This is a genomic window from Achromobacter sp. CF-sbj1-Ac2-l, assembly GCF_052698165.1.
Genome location: NZ_CP199855.1, coordinates 648459 through 662447, shown reverse-complemented (window position 1 = coordinate 662447; position 13989 = coordinate 648459). Strand labels below are relative to the sequence as shown.

15 protein-coding genes are annotated in these 13989 nt (G+C 65.7%); 6 read left to right on the top strand and 9 right to left on the bottom strand.

The features are described from left to right. Nucleotides 1-64: 64 nt before the first annotated feature. The 9 genes from rpsI to pmbA form a co-directional block, all read right to left on the bottom strand. Nucleotides 65-457 (bottom strand): 30S ribosomal protein S9, encoded by a 393-nt coding sequence (gene rpsI / locus ACUDCK_RS03040; RefSeq protein WP_006388641.1) that lies wholly within the window; start codon nucleotides 455-457, stop codon nucleotides 65-67. A gap of 9 nt (nucleotides 458-466) precedes the next feature. After that, nucleotides 467-895 (bottom strand): 50S ribosomal protein L13, encoded by a 429-nt coding sequence (gene rplM, locus ACUDCK_RS03035; RefSeq protein WP_006217309.1) that lies wholly within the window; start codon nucleotides 893-895, stop codon nucleotides 467-469. A gap of 417 nt (nucleotides 896-1312) precedes the next feature. After that, on the bottom strand, nucleotides 1313-2026 hold the full coding sequence (locus tag ACUDCK_RS03030; protein ID WP_006388640.1) for an ABC transporter ATP-binding protein: 714 nt from the start codon (nucleotides 2024-2026) through the stop codon (nucleotides 1313-1315). Beyond that, entirely contained in the window at nucleotides 2023-2811 is a 789-nt protein-coding gene (locus tag ACUDCK_RS03025; protein WP_049071173.1) for an ABC transporter ATP-binding protein, read from the bottom strand. The genes ACUDCK_RS03030 and ACUDCK_RS03025 overlap by 4 nt, the downstream gene beginning before the upstream one ends. Beyond that, entirely contained in the window at nucleotides 2804-3670 is an 867-nt protein-coding gene (locus ACUDCK_RS03020) for a branched-chain amino acid ABC transporter permease (RefSeq protein ID WP_006388638.1), read from the bottom strand. The genes ACUDCK_RS03025 and ACUDCK_RS03020 overlap by 8 nt, the downstream gene beginning before the upstream one ends. Before the next feature lie 2 nt (nucleotides 3671-3672). Beyond that, a complete protein-coding gene (locus ACUDCK_RS03015) occupies nucleotides 3673-4554 on the bottom strand; it encodes a branched-chain amino acid ABC transporter permease (RefSeq protein ID WP_006388637.1) in 882 nt (293 codons plus the stop codon). Nucleotides 4555-4803: 249 nt separating this feature from the next. Continuing rightward, the gene (locus ACUDCK_RS03010; protein ID WP_049071171.1) at nucleotides 4804-5958 is read right to left on the bottom strand and encodes an ABC transporter substrate-binding protein; all 1155 of its coding nucleotides are present in this window, start codon (nucleotides 5956-5958) and stop codon (nucleotides 4804-4806) included. 257 nt (nucleotides 5959-6215) lie between these two features. Continuing rightward, nucleotides 6216-7475 (bottom strand): twin-arginine translocation signal domain-containing protein, encoded by a 1260-nt coding sequence (locus ACUDCK_RS03005; protein WP_175168037.1) that lies wholly within the window; start codon nucleotides 7473-7475, stop codon nucleotides 6216-6218. 164 nt (nucleotides 7476-7639) lie between these two features. Further along, on the bottom strand, nucleotides 7640-9004 hold the full coding sequence (gene pmbA / locus ACUDCK_RS03000) for a metalloprotease PmbA (protein ID WP_006388634.1): 1365 nt from the start codon (nucleotides 9002-9004) through the stop codon (nucleotides 7640-7642). 58 nt (nucleotides 9005-9062) lie between these two features. Here pmbA and yjgA point away from each other — a divergent pair, with 58 nt between their 5' ends. The 6 genes from yjgA (at nucleotide 9063) to ACUDCK_RS02970 (ending at nucleotide 13974) form a co-directional block, all read left to right on the top strand. Further along, complete coding sequence (gene yjgA, locus ACUDCK_RS02995) at nucleotides 9063-9611, top strand: ribosome biogenesis factor YjgA (RefSeq protein ID WP_020925259.1); 549 nt, start codon at nucleotides 9063-9065, stop codon at nucleotides 9609-9611. A 15-nt stretch (nucleotides 9612-9626) separates the two neighbouring features. After that, nucleotides 9627-10304 carry an alpha/beta hydrolase gene (locus ACUDCK_RS02990; RefSeq protein ID WP_006388632.1) on the top strand — a complete coding sequence of 226 codons (678 nt, stop codon included), beginning with the start codon at nucleotides 9627-9629 and terminating at the stop codon, nucleotides 10302-10304. 311 nt (nucleotides 10305-10615) lie between these two features. Then, nucleotides 10616-11620 (top strand): ABC transporter substrate-binding protein, encoded by a 1005-nt coding sequence (locus ACUDCK_RS02985; protein WP_054503433.1) that lies wholly within the window; start codon nucleotides 10616-10618, stop codon nucleotides 11618-11620. Beyond that, entirely contained in the window at nucleotides 11620-12432 is an 813-nt protein-coding gene (locus tag ACUDCK_RS02980) for an ABC transporter ATP-binding protein (protein ID WP_006388630.1), read from the top strand. Before ACUDCK_RS02985 ends, ACUDCK_RS02980 begins: the two co-directional genes overlap by 1 nt. Nucleotides 12433-12435: 3 nt before the next feature. Further along, nucleotides 12436-13272 (top strand): ABC transporter permease, encoded by an 837-nt coding sequence (locus ACUDCK_RS02975; protein ID WP_064526257.1) that lies wholly within the window; start codon nucleotides 12436-12438, stop codon nucleotides 13270-13272. 9 nt (nucleotides 13273-13281) lie between these two features. Next, nucleotides 13282-13974, top strand: coding sequence for an isochorismatase family cysteine hydrolase (locus ACUDCK_RS02970; protein WP_049071161.1), 693 nt, complete (start codon nucleotides 13282-13284; stop codon nucleotides 13972-13974). Nucleotides 13975-13989 lie beyond the last annotated feature (15 nt).

Sequence of the window (13989 nt, the reverse complement as noted above, 5' to 3'; positions counted from 1 at the left end):
ACCAAATTCAGGACGGGTCAGATGTAAAAAAAAGCCCGCACGAGGCGGGCTTTTTTCGCAGCGATTAACGCTTGCTGAACTGCTTGCGACGGCGCGCCTTGCGGAAGCCGACCTTCTTGCGTTCGACTTCGCGGGCATCGCGGGTCACGAAACCAGCTTGCGACAGCGCGGGCTTCAGGGTCGCGTCGTAGTCGATCAGGGCACGCGTGATGCCGTGACGGACTGCGCCGGCCTGGCCGGTTTCACCGCCGCCGTGCACGTTGACCTTGATGTCGAACGATTCCAGGTGGCCGGTCAGTTCCAGCGGCTGGCGCACGACCATGCGGCCGGTTTCACGGGCGAAGAACTCGTCGACGGGCTTGCCGTTGACGACGATCTTGCCGGTGCCCTTCTTGATGAAAACGCGAGCCACCGAAGTTTTGCGACGGCCGGTTCCGTAGTTCCAGTTACCGATCATGGCGTTTCCTTAGATATCCAGCGTCTTGGGCTGCTGGGCGGTGTGCGGGTGCTCGGCACCGGCATAGACCTTCAGCTTCTTGATCATGGCGTAGCCCAGAGGACCCTTGGGCAGCATGCCCTTGACGGCCTTCTGAATGGCGCGACCGGGAAAACGCTCTTGCATCTTCTCGAAGTTCGTTTCGCGGATACCGCCCGGGTACGTGGTGTGGCGGAAGTACTTCTTGTCCTTCGCCTTGGTACCGGTAACGACGATATCGGAAGCGTTGATGATGACGATGTAATCGCCGGTATCAACGTGCGGCGTGAATTCAGGTTTGTGCTTGCCACGCAGACGACGTGCGACTTCGCTGGCCACACGACCGAGGACTTTGCCCTTGGCGTCGATCACAAACCAGTCACGTTGGACTTCATGCGGCTTGGCCACAAAGGTCTTCATGATGGTTCCTAGATATGAAAAATGGTCTCTGACTGGACGATCCAGCCAGGCTTTTTCCCTCAACTAGACAATGGAGCCGGCATCTTTCCAGCAACTGGGTTTCAGTGCCAGATTTCAGCCGATCGGGTTTTAGCCCATCGGGTTTTAGCCCATCGGGTTTTAGCCCATCGAGTTTTAGCCCATCCGTGTCCCTATCGACGTCCCGCCTAAGCGTTATTACCCGCCCGTGCAATGGTCAAAATGAGGGAAAGCCTGAAATTCTACCACGGATGCTCAAAAAATGGGCAGCCGTGGCCGGATCCAGGCGAATGAACAGCCGTTCCCGGGGGAACGACTGTCGCATTTTTAAAAGGGACGCAATTGCGCGCTGCCAGTGACCCTGCCCGCGCGCTCCTGCTCCCGTCCGCGCCGCGCGGATCAGGCGCCCAGGTAGGCTTCCAGCACCCGCGGATGGCCGAGCAGGCCGCGGCCGGTGCCCGACAGCGCCATGGCGCCGTTCTCCAGCACATAGCCGTGCTGGGCGATCTTGAGCGCCTGGCGCACGTTCTGCTCGACCAGGAACAGGGTCAGGCCGTCGGCGTTGATGGCCCGCAGCGAGCGGAAGATTTCCTGCACCACGATCGGCGCCAGGCCCATCGACGGCTCGTCCAGCAGCAGCAAGCGCGGCTTGGCCATCAGGGCGCGGCCGATCGCCAGCATCTGCTGTTCGCCGCCGGAGAGGTTGCCGGCGATGCCGGTGATTCGCTCTTTCAGGCGCGGGAACAGGTTGAAGACGTATTCCAGGTCCGAGTCGATGTTCTTCAGGCCGCGGCGGTAGGCGCCCAGCTCGAGGTTCTCCAGCACGGTCATGGTGGTGAGGATGGCCCGGCCTTCCGGCACCTGGACGATGCCGCGCGCCACCAGTTGGTGCGGCGCCAGGTTGGTGACGTCCTCGCCTTCGAACAGGATCTTGCCGCGCGCCTTGGGCAGCAGGCCCGACAGCGCCAGCAGCGTGGTCGACTTGCCGGCGCCGTTGGCGCCGACCAGGGCGGTGATTTCCTTGGCTTCCAGGTCCAGGTCGATGCCGCGGACGGCTTCGATGTGGCCGTAGTTGACCTCGAGTCCGCGGACTTCCAGCATTGCGCTGCTCATTGTGCGGCCTCCGCGTTGTCGGTATCGTCGTCGTCCTCGCGGCCCAGGTAGGCCTCGATGACCTGCTCGTTGTTGCGGATCTCTTCAGGCCCGCCGCAAGCGATGATCTTGCCGAAGTTCAGCACCGCGATGCGTTCGCACAGCCCCATCACGAAGCGCATGTCGTGCTCGATCATGAGGATGGTGTAGCCGCGGTCGCGGATCGCCAGGATCTCGCGCATCAGCTCGGCGCGCTCGCCGGTGTTCATGCCGGCGACCGGCTCGTCCAGCAGCAGCAGCTTGGGCTCGGTGGCCAGCGCGCGCGCCAGCTCCAGGCGGCGCTGCTCGCCGTACGACAGGTTGTCGGCCAGGTCGTTGGCCTTGTGGTCCAGGCGCATCCACGTCAGCAGCTCGTGGGCGCGCTCGCGGGCGCGCTTTTCGTGCTCGCGGTAGCCCGGCAGGCCCAGCAAGAGACTGGGAAAGCCGTAGTTCATGTGGCGGTAGGCGCCCACCACCACGTTTTCCAGCAGCGTCATCTCCTTGAAGAGACGGATGTTCTGGAAGGTGCGGGCGATACCCATGCGGGTGATGGCGTGCGGCTTGCGACGCAGCAGGCTCTCGCCATTGAAGGCGATGCCGCCGCCGCTGGGCGGCAGCAGCCCGGTGATCAGGTTGAACACCGTGGTCTTGCCGGCGCCGTTGGGGCCGATCAGGCCGAAGATCGCGCCTTCGGGCACCGACAGGCTGACGTCATGCAGCACGTGCAGGCCGCCGAAGCTCTTGGAAACGGAGGTCAGCTCAAGCATGGCGCTTGCCTCCTTGACGCATCCAGCGCTTGAAGCGCGCCGGATCCCAGATGCCTTGCGGCAGGAACAGCACAATCACCACCAGGATCACTCCGTTGATGACCAGGCGGAAATCCGCGAAGCCGCGCAGCAACTCCGGCAGCACGGTGATGATGAAGCTGCCCAGCACGGGGCCGGCCAGGCCGCCGATACCGCCCAGGATGGCCATCGTCAGGATTTCCACGCCACGGTCGAAGCCGTATTCGTTGGGGCCGATGAAGAAGGTCAGGTGCGCATTGAGCGCGCCGGCCAGGCCGGCGATCATGGCGCCCGCCACGAAGGCCAGCATCTTGTTGGCGCGCACGTCGATGCCCATCAGGCCGGCCGCGGTCTCGTCGCCGCGGATGGCCTCGAAGGCGCGTCCGATCTTGGAGGCGCGCACGCGCCACAGCACGAACAGCACGATGACGACCGCCAGGATGACGTGCCACCACTGCGTCAGTTGCGGAATGCCGTTCAGGCCCAGCGCGCCGCCTGTGATCGACTCGGTGTTCAGCACCGTCACCCGCACCACTTCGCCAAAGCCCAGCGTGGCCATGGCGAGGTAGACCCCTGACAGCCGCAAGGTCGGCAAGCCGATCAACGCCGCCACCAGGGCCGGCGCCGCCATGCCGCCGGCCAGCGCGACCGGGAACGAGACGTCGTAGTTCATGGTGAGCAACGCCGCCGCGTAGGCGCCGATGCCCATGAAGGCCGCATTGGCCATGGCCAGCATGCCGCAGGCAAGCGTCAGCCAGATGGAGAGGGCCAGCAGGGCGTTGGTGCCGAGCGTCAGCACCAGGTTGCCATAGATGGCCCAGAAGTTTTCGAATCCGCTCATACTCAAGCCTTGCGTTGAACCACTTTGCCGAACAGACCTTGCGGGCGCACCAGCAGGATCAGGAACAGCAGGCCGAATGCCACCGCGTCGCGCATGGTGGAGCCGATGTAGGCCACCGACAGCACTTCCGCGAAGCCCAGGAACAGCCCGCCCAGCATGGCGCCACGAATGTCGCCCATGCCGCCCAGGATGATGACCGCGATGCCCTTGTGCAGCATCGGCTGGCCCATCAGCGGGAACAGCGCGTTCGAGTACAGGCCGATCAGCACGCCCGCGACACCGCCCAAAGCGGCGGCGGCGAACGAGGTGGTGATGAAGAGCTTTTCGACGTTGATGCCCAGCAGCCAGGCGGCCTTGGGCGATTCGGCAATGGCGCGCAGGGCGCGGCCGAACTGCGTGCGACGCATCACGAACATCAGCAGGGCCATCAGCGCGAACGACAGGAAGATGATGCCAAGTTCGATCACGGTCAGGTGCAGGCCGGCGATCTCGATGACTTCCTCGGGCACGGTGCCGTGCGGGAAGCGCAGGTTGCTGGCGCCGAAGATGCCTTGCGCGCCATTGTTCAGGATGATGCCCACGCCGATCGTGGCGATCATGGGGATCAGGTGGGGAGCATTACGCTTGCGCAGCGGCTTGAGCACCAGGTAGTCGATGATGACCCCGGTGAAGCCGGCGACGAAAAATGCCACCATCAGCGCCGCCCACAGGGGCAGGCCGAAATGCTGCACCACGGAGAGCGCCGCGTAGGCCCCCACCATGAAGACGGCGCCATGCGCGAGGTTGATCACCCCGAGCACGCCGAATACCAGCGTGAAGCCCAGCGCGAACAGTGCGTACACACAGCCCAGCGACAAGGCGTTAACGAATTGTTGTTCCAACATGATGGGACATATTCCAAATCAAAAAAGAGCCCCCACGCCGCGCCCCCTGCGTGGACTTGCCGCTCGCCAGGCTCGGCTTCGGGACCCGGGGCAGGCCTGTGTAAGGCCTTCCACGCCGCGCATTGCGTGGACCTGCCGCCCTGAGAGAGCCGTTCTATTCCTGGGGAGTCCTACGATAAAAAGCGCCTTGCGGACCGCGGCCAGCCGCGGTCCGCAAGGCGCATCCCCCCGCGCGGGGATGCGGATTGCTTACTTCTCGATGACGTACTTGCCGTCCTTGGTCACGCTGACGATCGGCGCCTGGTCGGCGTCGTAGCCGGCGGGCTTGCCGGCGCGGTCGGTGGCCTGGCGGAACTTGAAGGCGCCGGTGGCGCCGGTCCATTGCACCGAGGGCAGCGCGTCACGCAGGGCGGCGCGGTCCTTGGCCAGTTCGCCGGTGATCTTGGTGTTCTTCAGGGCCTGGGCGACGATGTACATGGCGTCGTACGACTGCGCGGCGAACTGGTCGGGCGCGCCGTTGAACTTGGCCTTGTAGGCGTCGATGAACTTGACGTTCTCGGGGGCCTTGTTCTCGATCGACCACGGGCTGCCGATCCACAGGTTGTTCGACGCGCCGCCGGGGGCCAGGTCGAAGATCTTGACCGAGTTCATGCCGTTGCCGCCGATGACGGGCACGTTGATGCCCAGTTGGCGGGCCTGCACCATGATCGGGGCGCCTTCGGCCAGCAGCGCCGACAGCACGATGGCGTCGGGGTTGGTGCCCTTGATTTTGGTCAGTTGGGCCTTGAAGTCGACGTCGCCCTTGGCGAACGTTTCGGTCGTGGTGACCGGGATCTTCTGGTCTTCCAGGGCCTTCTTGAAGTTGTCGTAGCCGCTCTTGGTGAAGACGTCGTCGTTGCCGTACAGCACGGCCACGTTCTTCAGGCCGGTCTTGGCCTTGACGGTGGAGATGGTGGCGGGCAGCACGTCGGCTTCGGTGACCGAGTTGCGGAACACGTAGTTGCCGATGGAAGTGATGCCGTCGGCGGTGTTGGAGGTGCCGAAGGCGACCGTCTTGGCGGCCTGGGCGATCGGGTCGGCGGCCTGGGCCGAGTTCGACAGCGTCGGGCCGAACACCATCAGGACGTTGTCCTTGAAGATCAGCTTCTTGAAGACGTTGATGGCTTCTTCTTTCTTGCCCTGCTCGTCCTCGACCACCAGCACGATCTTGTTGCCATTGATCCCGCCCGCGGCGTTGATCTCGTCGGCCGCGAGCTGGAAGCCGTTGCGGATCGACGCGCCGTACTGGGCGGCGCCGCCGGACAGGGCTTCAGCCACGCCCAGCTTGAGGTCGGCCGCATGGGCAGCCGGGACGATGCCGGCGGCGATCAGCGCGGCCAGCAGCTTCTTGGTCTTGGATTGCATGGTTGATACCACCTTAAAGTCTGTCTCGGAATGTTGGTTATCCAGGCCGGGATGTTCCCGCCGGATTGACGTCCAATGGCGCCTGAAGGCGTCACGTTTGCGCGTCAAGACCCGGGATATTACTCCTTTGTATCAGGCCGAAACTCGAATGCCGTTCAACAAAAGGCGTAAAACCGCCCATTTTTTTGTAAAAAACACGGGGTTATCAGCGAAAACCCCACCTCCTACCGAATGCCATTCGGCACACGGACCTGCCATCAACTGCGGGCCGACAGCGCCACGCCCAGGTATTGGTCGTAGGCGCTGCGGGTCAGGCGGAACCAGGGCATCGCGCTATCGCGAAAACCCATGTAGTTGTCATGGATCGCCTTGAACTTCGGGTCTTTTTCGCTCAAGTCCTTGTAGACCTGCAGGGACGCCTCGAACGCGGCGTCCATGACCGAGCGCGGCAAGGCGCGCACCTGCGCGCCGGCCGCGACCAGTTGGGCCAGCGCGGCGGGATTGCGGGCGGCATAGGCCGCCGTGGTGCGCGCATGCGCGGCCAGGGCGGCGGCTTCGACCACCGCCTGGTAGTGCTTGGGCAGCTTGGCCCAGGCCTCTTCATTGATATAGAGAGACAACTGCTCGCTGGCGGCCCACCAACTGGGGCCGTAGTAGAACCTGGCAGCCTTGTTCAGGCCCAGCTTGCCATCGTCGTAGGCGCCGGCCCCGGCCACGGCGTCCGGTCCCGTCTTGGCGGCGGCCTCGGCGGGCTTGGCGCCATCGGTCGGCTTGGCGCCATCGGCGGGCTTCGTCCCTTCGGCAGGCTTGGTCCCTTCGGTGGGCTTGGTCCCTTCGGCGGGCTTGGCCTCCTCCGCAGGTTTGGCCCCCTCCGCGGGTTTGGCGGCTTCGGCGCCCTTCCCGTCGCCGGCCTGCGCGGCCGCTCCGGCCTGCTGCGGCACCACGCCCAGGTGCGCCAGCACCTGCGCCGCCAGGCCATCGACGCGCATGGTCAGGTCTTTCAGGTCGGTGGCGCGCTTGATCTCGCGGTTGGACCACAGGCCCATCTGCGAACCGGTGTTGCCGAGGGGGAAGTTGAGGATCTTCTGCGGCTTGAACAGTTCGCGCGTCAGGCGCAAGCCGTCGCCTTCGAGCATCCAGGCATTCATCTGGCCCGCGTCGAGCCCGAACGGCACCGCCGAATCGAAGCAGAAGGCGGGGTTTTTGGCGAAATAGATGCCCGAAGAGACGTGAGCGCACTCGACCTTGGCGGCGCCGACCGCGTCCATCAGCTCCACCGCGGGCGCGATCTCGCCGTCGGCCAGTTGCTTGATGCTGAACTTGCCGCCGGTGGCCTCGGAGACGAACTTGCGGAAAATCTCGCCGGCGCCGAAGCGCAGGTCCAGCGCGGCCGGGAAGCCCGACGCCAGGCGCCAACTGATCGAGGGGGAATCCTGCGCCAGGGCGGGAGCGCTGACCGCCGCCCCCGCCGCCACGGCGCCCAGGCCGGCCTGCTTCAAGAATGAACGTCGTTGCATCTCTTTGCTCCTCTACAGCGATACCAGTTTGAGCAATACCCGCCGGATATTACACGGTGCCATCGCCGCTGACGGCTAGAGGAATTCCCGAGCGGTCAAGGATTGCAAAGAGTGGCCCGGCCAGGCCCCGCGCAGGCGGGCGCTGGCCGCGCTCGCACCCGGGATCAGGTGCCCGCGATCGCCATCTGCTCGATCAGGATCGAGCCGGTGGTCTTGGTGCCGCGCGAGATGGTGTCCGCGCCCACCGCGACGATCTGACGGAACATGTCCGACAGGTTGCCGGCGATGGTGACTTCCTGCACCGCGTGCTGGATCTGGCCGTTCTCTACCCAATAGCCGAATGCGCCGCGCGAGTAGTCGCCGGTCACGTAGTTCACGCCCTGGCCGATCAGCTCAGTGACCAGGAAGCCCGTGCCCATCTTCTTGAGCATGGCTTCGAAGTCGTCGCCCCGGCGCGTCAGCGTGGAACTGAATACCAGGTTGTGCGAACCGCCCGCGTTGCCGGTGGTCTGCATGCCGAGCTTGCGCGCGGTGTAGGAGGACAGGAAGTAGCCTTCCAGCACGCCGGCCGACACCACGTTGCGCTTGCGGGTGCGCACGCCTTCGTCGTCAAACGGCGAGCTGCCCATGGCGCCGCGGATGTGCGGGTCTTCGGTCAGGTTGATGTGTTCCGGGAAGATCGGCTTGCCCAGGGCGTCGAGCAGGAAGCTGGCCTTGCGGTACAGCGCGCCGCCATTGGCGGCCTGTGTCAGGGCGCCGACCAGGCCGAGCGCCAGCGGCGCCTCGAACAGGACCGGGAACTTGCCGGTGCGGATGCGGCGCGCCGACAGGCGCGACAGCGTGCGCTCGGCGGCATAGCGGCCGACGGCCTCGGGCGTGGCCAGCTTGGCGGGGTCGCGCTCGGAGGTGTACCAGTAGTCGCGCTGCATGCCGTTGCCGCGCCCGGCGATGGGCGCCACCGACAGGCTGTGGCGCGAATACGGATAGCCGCCCAGGAAGCCACGGGTGTTGCCCATGACGAACTGGCCTTCGTAAGTGCCGACCGTGGCGCCGTCGGTATTGGTGATGCGGGCATCGACCTCGCGCGCGGCGCGCTCGGCGCGCAGGGCCAGTTCGGCGGCTTCCTCGGTGGAGACCGTCCAGGCGCGATGCAGGTCGAGGTCGGGGAATTCGGTGGCCAACTGGTCGGCGTCGGGCAGGCCGGCGGCCGGATCGGCGGCGGTGTGGCGGGCGATGTGCCAGGCGGCTTCGACCGTCTGGCGCAGCGCGGCTTCGGAAAAGTCGGAGGTCGAGGCGGAGCCGCGGCTCTGGCCGGCGTAGACCGTCAGGTCGAGCGAGCGGTCACGGGTCTGTTCGACGGTCTCGATGTCGTTCTTGCGCACCGACACCGACAGGCCCAGGCTTTCGGAGACTTCGGCCGCGGCATCCGAGGCGCCGATCTGTCGCGCGTAGGCCAGGGTTTGCTCGACGAGTTCGGAAAAACGGGCGTGATTGGCCGCCAGCGGCAAGGAGGAGGAGGATTTGACCATTGCTGTCCAATTTGCAGAGACGGTTATCATAGCCAAGTCTGTCATTGCGCAGTTTTCCATGAATTCCCACATCGAAGAAGAATCCTCCGACGGCTACGACGAGAACGGCTACGATCGTCCCAGCAAGTCCCAGGTCAAGCGTGAAATGCACGCGCTGCTGGACCTGGGCAAGCAACTGATCGAACTGTCCCCCGAACGCCTCAAGCAGTTGCCCCTGGCCGAACGCCTCTACGAAGCGATCCGCGAGGCGCAGCGCACCACCAGCCGCGAAGGCCGGCGCCGCCAGACCCACTTCGTGGGCAAGCTGATGCGCGACGCCCCCGCCGACGAGATCCGCGCCCAGCTCGATGTCTGGGAAAACGGCTCGCGCGAGGAAACCGCGGCCATGCACCGCCTGGAAACCCTGCGCGACCGGCTGCTCGACGACGACGACGCCCTGACCAAGCTGCTGAACGACAATCCGCAGGCGGATGTGCAGCAGCTACGCGCGGTGATCCGCGCCGCCCGCAAGGAGAAGGCAGCCAACGCCGTGCTGCTGCAAGGCCAGGAACCGCAGAAGAAGCACTATCGCGCCCTGTTCCAGGCCCTCAAGACCCTCACCCACTGATTGCGCCCGCCGTCCATGAACGCCCCCACCGACCTGCTCGATTGCATCGAGATCGAAACCGCCTCCAATCCCACGCACGCCGTGATCTGGCTGCACGGCCTGGGCGCCGACGGCAACGACTTCGCGCCCATCGTGCCGGAGCTGGACCTGCCGGCCGGCCTGGGCGTGCGCTTCGTCTTCCCCAATGCGCCGGTGCAACGCGTCACCATCAACAATGGCATGGCGATGCGCTCCTGGTACGACATCCTGGTGATGGACCTGGTGCGGGTGGAAGACGCCAAGGGCATCCGCGCCTCGGAAGCCGCGATCCACAAGCTGATCGCGCGCGAGAACGCGCGCGGCATCCCGACCTCGAACATCGTGCTGGCGGGCTTCTCGCAGGGCTGCGCCATGACGCTGCACACGGGCCTGCGGCTGCAGGACAAGCTGGCCGGCATGATGGGCCTGTCGGGCTATCTGCCGCTGCTGGACAGCGCCGAGGCCGAGCGCGCCCCGGCCAACCAGCGCACCCCGATCTTCCTGGCCCACGGCCTGTATGACCCGGTGGTATCGCTGCCGCGCGCGGAGGCCTCGCGGGCCGAGCTGGAACGCCTGGGCTACGACGTGCGCTGGCACACCTACCCCATGCCGCACTCGGTCTGCGCCGAGGAAGTGGCGGACATCTCGCGCTTTCTGAACCAGGTGCTGGTGTAACGCGGGCGGCGCGCGGCGCCGCCTTCCCCCGGGGCCCGGATTCGCCGGGCCGTTCGCACGGGGATTCCCTGCTTTGTATACCAAGTGGTATTCCAGCCTCGAATTTTCCGGGGCGCGACTTCGCTCGTCCATAGAGAAAAACGCCAATACCAAAACGCTTGTCGCTCGCGATTGTTGAATATAGTATTCAATCCAAGCCGTATTGGCCCGATCGCAATCGCCTCGGGCTTCCCTGTTGTTGCAGTCGATCCATCCCATTGGCCGTGCCGCGCCGGGTTTCGGCGAGGCATATAGACGCAGGAGAAAGTCCCGTGAAGCCCTTGCCATTGCCTCGCCTGGCGGCGGCGCTGCTTGCCGCCGTCCTCGCCCCTTTCGCCAGCCACGGCGAAGCCCTCAATCCCCCGGTAAAGGTACGCTACGAAGAGGTGGTCCGCTCCATCCTCTACGTGCCCAAGTACGTCGCCCTGTCGCAGGGCTATTTCAAGGACGCCGGGCTGGACGTGTCCATGAAGACCTCGCAGGGCACCGACAAGGGCATGACCGCCCTGCTCTCGGGCAGCGCCGACATCGTGCTGATCGGCCCCGAAGCCTCGATCTACGTGCAGAACAGCGAATCGCCGGTCAAGCCGAAGATCTTCGCCGGCCTGACCGCCACCGACGGCTTCTTCCTGCTGGCGCGCAAGCCGGTCGAGAAATTCGACTGGAGCATGCTAAAGGGCAAGGAGGTGATCGGCTTCCGGCCCGGGTCGAACCCCATCGTGTTCCTGGAGACCGCGCTGCGCAAGCACGGCCTCGACCCGCAGAAAGACGTCAAGCTGCTCAACAACATCGGCATCCCGGCGCGCGCCGGCGCCTGGATGGCGGGCCAGGGCGAATACGGCATCTTCCTGGAGCCCGAGGCCGGCGAACTGGTGCGCAACGGCAAGGGCTACATCGTGGCCTCGGTCGGCCATGAGGTCGGCCAGGTGGACTACACGGTCTTCACCGCCACCGACAAGTACATCCGCGACAACCCCAAGGTGATACAGGCCTGGACCAACGTGGTGGCGCGCGCCGAGAAATACGTCAAGGACACGCCGGCGGCCACGCTGGCGCCGCAGATCATGACCTACTTCCCCGGCATGGACGCGGCCGCGGTGACCGACGCGATCGAGCGCTACAAGCAGTACCAGATCTGGAAGACCACGCCGCTGGTGACGGCCGAGGCCATGAGCCGGTTGCAGGACATGCTGATCGCCAGCGCGGTGATGAAGGAAGGCGCCCGCGTCAAATATGAAGACGTGGTGGTGGCGGACTTCGCCAGGAAGGTGCCGTGATGAGCGCCGTCGTCCACAATCTCAAGCCGGACCCGGCCACCGCCAAGATCGAACTGCGCGATGTCTGCCTGAGCTATTTCACGCCGGAGGGCGAGACCGAAGCGCTGTCGCAGGTGTCGTTCGCGCTGGCGCCGGGCGAATTCGTCAGCCTGATCGGCCAGAGCGGCTGTGGCAAGAGCACGCTGCTGTCGCTGATCGCCGGCCTGCACGCGCCGACCTCGGGCACCGTGATGATCGACGGCCAGGCGGTCACCGAACCCAATCCGCGCATCGGCTACATGCTGCAGCAGGACTATCTTTTCGAGTGGCGCACCATTCTCGACAACGTCATGCTGGGCGCCGAGATCCAGGGCCGGCGCGATGCGCGCAGCGAAGCCCGGGCCGTGCACCTGCTGGAAAAGTGCGGGCTGGGCGCGTTCCTGTCGCATACGCCGCGCCAGTTGTCGGGCGGCATGCGCCAGCGCGCGGCGCTGGCGCGCACGCTGGTGACCGAGCCCGACGTGATCCTGCTGGATGAACCGTTCTCGGCGCTCGATTCGCAGACCCGGCTGGCGATCTCCGACGAGGTCGTCGACATCCTGCGGCGCGAAGGCAAGACGGTGGTGCTGGTGACCCACGACATCGGCGAGGCCATCGCCATGACCGACCGCGTCATCGTGCTGTCGCGCCGGCCCGGACGGCTCAAGAGCCAGTACCGCATCCATTATGGCGACGGCGCGCGGCCGACGCCGTTCCAGGCCCGTTCCCGGCCGGAATTCAATGCCTACTTCAAGCAGCTCTGGGACGAGCTGGACGTCCATGTGGAGGGTTGAGCCGTGAACGCCCCGATCGCCAACACCGTGCCGCTGCGCGCCGTGCCCGCGCCCAGCCAGAAGTACCTGGACTACCTGCGGCGCGACCGCGCCCGCCGCCGCAACATCCGCATCGCCCAGGCGCTGCTGCTGGTGGTGTTCCTGTGCGCCTGGGAGATCCTGCCGCGCATGCACATCCTCAACCCGCTGCTGACCAGCTATCCGAGCGCGCTGTGGCCGACCTTCCTGGAGCTGTGGCGCCAGGGCAACCTGGCGCACCACATCGCCACCACGCTGTCGGCCACGCTGGTGGGCTTCACGCTCAGCATGGTGATCGGCATCATCGTGGCCGCCGCGCTGTGGTGGTCGGACTTCCTGTACAAGGTGCTCGATCCGTTCCTGGTGGTGGCCAACGCCATGCCCAAGATCGCCTTCGTGCCGATCTTCTACCTGTGGCTGGGGTCGGACTACGCGGTCTACGGCATGGCCGTGGCGATCGCGGTGTTCGTGACCATCATGGTGGTGTATGCGGGCTTTCGCGCCATCGACCTGAACAAGGTCAAGCTGGCCCGCACCTTCGGCGCCAGCCGCTGGCAGGTGCTGACCAAGGTGGTGCTGCCCGGCAGCGTGCCGACCCTGATCGCCGCGGTGAAGATGAACATCGGCCTGGCGCTGGTGGGCGTCATCGTGGGCGAATTCCAGTCGGCCGACTCGGGCCTGGGCTTTCTCATCATGAACGGCAGCCAGGTCTTCAAGCTGAACATCGTCATGACCGCCATCGCCATGCTGGCGCTGATCTCCAGCGTCATGTACCTGGTGGTGTACCGCATCGAAGCCGCCGTGGCGCGGCGCTACGGATAAGGAACCGCCATGCAGATTCCGCAATGGGTGCAGGACCGCGTCATCGCCCGCCAGGGCTGCCTGCATCCCTACGACAGCCTGCCCGGCGCCCGCACCGCGGTGGTGGTGATCGACATGCAGCAGTACTTCACGCTGCCCGGCTACCAGGGCGAATGCGCCGCGGCGCGCGACATCATCGCGCCGGTCAACCGCCTGTGCGACGCGGTGCGCGCGGCCGGCGGCACGGTGGTCTGGGTGCAGACCGCGTCCGACAACGCCGACGCCTTCTGGTCGCACCACCATGGCGTGATGCTGACGCCCGAGCGCAGCGCCCGGCGCCTGGAAACCCTGCGCCGCGATGCGCCGGGTTTCGCGCTGCATCCGGACCTGCGGCCGGCCGACAGCGACTTGCGCGTGACCAAGCGCTTCTACAGCGCCATGGCCACAGGCTCGTCGGAACTGGAGCCGCTGCTGCGCGGACGCGGCGTGGACACGCTGCTGATCGCCGGCACGGTCACCAACGTCTGTTGCGAATCGACCGCGCGCGACGCGATGATGCGCGACTTCCGCACCATCATGGTGGACGACGCGCTGGCCGCGGTGACGCCGGCCGAACACGAAAACGCCCTGCATGGCTGGCTGCTGTTCTTCGGCGACGTGCTGTCGGTGGATGAAGTGGCGACGCGGCTGCGGCCAGCCCAGGCCGCGCGCAAGACGGCCTGAAGCCGGCATGGCCAC

What these genes read in the sequence shown, in the direction of transcription:
- ACUDCK_RS03015 (WP_006388637.1), bottom strand. Translation starts at nt 4,554, where the DNA reads ATGTTGGAACAACAATTCGTTAACGCCTTGTCGCTGGGCTGTGTGTAC.
- ACUDCK_RS02970 (WP_049071161.1), top strand. Translation starts at nt 13,282, where the DNA reads ATGCAGATTCCGCAATGGGTGCAGGACCGCGTCATCGCCCGCCAGGGC.
- ACUDCK_RS03030 (WP_006388640.1), bottom strand. Translation starts at nt 2,026, where the DNA reads ATGAGCAGCGCAATGCTGGAAGTCCGCGGACTCGAGGTCAACTACGGC.
- ACUDCK_RS02990 (WP_006388632.1), top strand. Translation starts at nt 9,627, where the DNA reads ATGAACGCCCCCACCGACCTGCTCGATTGCATCGAGATCGAAACCGCC.
- rpsI (WP_006388641.1), bottom strand. Translation starts at nt 457, where the DNA reads ATGATCGGTAACTGGAACTACGGAACCGGCCGTCGCAAAACTTCGGTG.
- ACUDCK_RS03025 (WP_049071173.1), bottom strand. Translation starts at nt 2,811, where the DNA reads ATGCTTGAGCTGACCTCCGTTTCCAAGAGCTTCGGCGGCCTGCACGTG.
- ACUDCK_RS03020 (WP_006388638.1), bottom strand. Translation starts at nt 3,670, where the DNA reads ATGAGCGGATTCGAAAACTTCTGGGCCATCTATGGCAACCTGGTGCTG.
- ACUDCK_RS03010 (WP_049071171.1), bottom strand. Translation starts at nt 5,958, where the DNA reads ATGCAATCCAAGACCAAGAAGCTGCTGGCCGCGCTGATCGCCGCCGGC.
- pmbA (WP_006388634.1), bottom strand. Translation starts at nt 9,004, where the DNA reads ATGGTCAAATCCTCCTCCTCCTTGCCGCTGGCGGCCAATCACGCCCGT.
- rplM (WP_006217309.1), bottom strand. Translation starts at nt 895, where the DNA reads ATGAAGACCTTTGTGGCCAAGCCGCATGAAGTCCAACGTGACTGGTTT.
- ACUDCK_RS03005 (WP_175168037.1), bottom strand. Translation starts at nt 7,475, where the DNA reads ATGCAACGACGTTCATTCTTGAAGCAGGCCGGCCTGGGCGCCGTGGCG.
- ACUDCK_RS02980 (WP_006388630.1), top strand. Translation starts at nt 11,620, where the DNA reads ATGAGCGCCGTCGTCCACAATCTCAAGCCGGACCCGGCCACCGCCAAG.
- yjgA (WP_020925259.1), top strand. Translation starts at nt 9,063, where the DNA reads ATGAATTCCCACATCGAAGAAGAATCCTCCGACGGCTACGACGAGAAC.